Genomic DNA, 513 nt, shown 5'->3' on the forward strand with positions numbered 1-513 from the left:
CACCTCGTGGTCAGCGACGGCGAGCTGCAGGTGGAACTGGGCTTCGGCCGCGCCGCGCTGCGTGACCAGATCGGCAGCTTCGCCAGCCAGCACAGCCAGGCGCTGTTCGACTGGCACCACGGCATCGGCGTGCCGCTGCTGCCGGTTTCCGCCGCCGAGGACGTGGCCGTGCAGCTGCGGCGGCTGCTGGGGTAGGGGAGAGCGGGGAAGAACCCAGGCATATCAAGCCCTGCCGGTTTGCTCCCCTCGCCCGCTTGCGGGAGAGGGGTTGGGGGAGAGGGCCGGGGTGTCTCGATGCGATGGCGCACGTTGAGCCGCCTACCCTCTCCCCCGCCCCTCTCCCAGAGGGAGAGGGGAGAGACTCTACATCCCGTAATACGGCCGATTCGCCTCGATTCGGGCGCGCTCAGACTCGGGGAACGCCCCTTCGGCGAGCAGCCGGATCAGCGCGGCGCGGCCTTGTTCCTGGGCGCCGATGTAGTAGGCGCAGACCGTCAGCTCGTCCAGCGCACG

Annotated in this window: 1 pseudogene; it reads left to right on the forward strand. The window is 70.0% G+C overall.

Annotation, left to right across the window (positions count from 1 at the left end):
* A pseudogene (locus tag AB4Z27_RS29440) lies at nt 1–195 on the forward strand (DUF58 domain-containing protein); the annotation flags it as partial.
* Nucleotides 196–513 lie beyond the last annotated feature (318 nt).

The organism is Cupriavidus sp. KB_39 (assembly GCF_052114485.1).
Lineage (GTDB): Bacteria > Pseudomonadota > Gammaproteobacteria > Burkholderiales > Burkholderiaceae > Cupriavidus.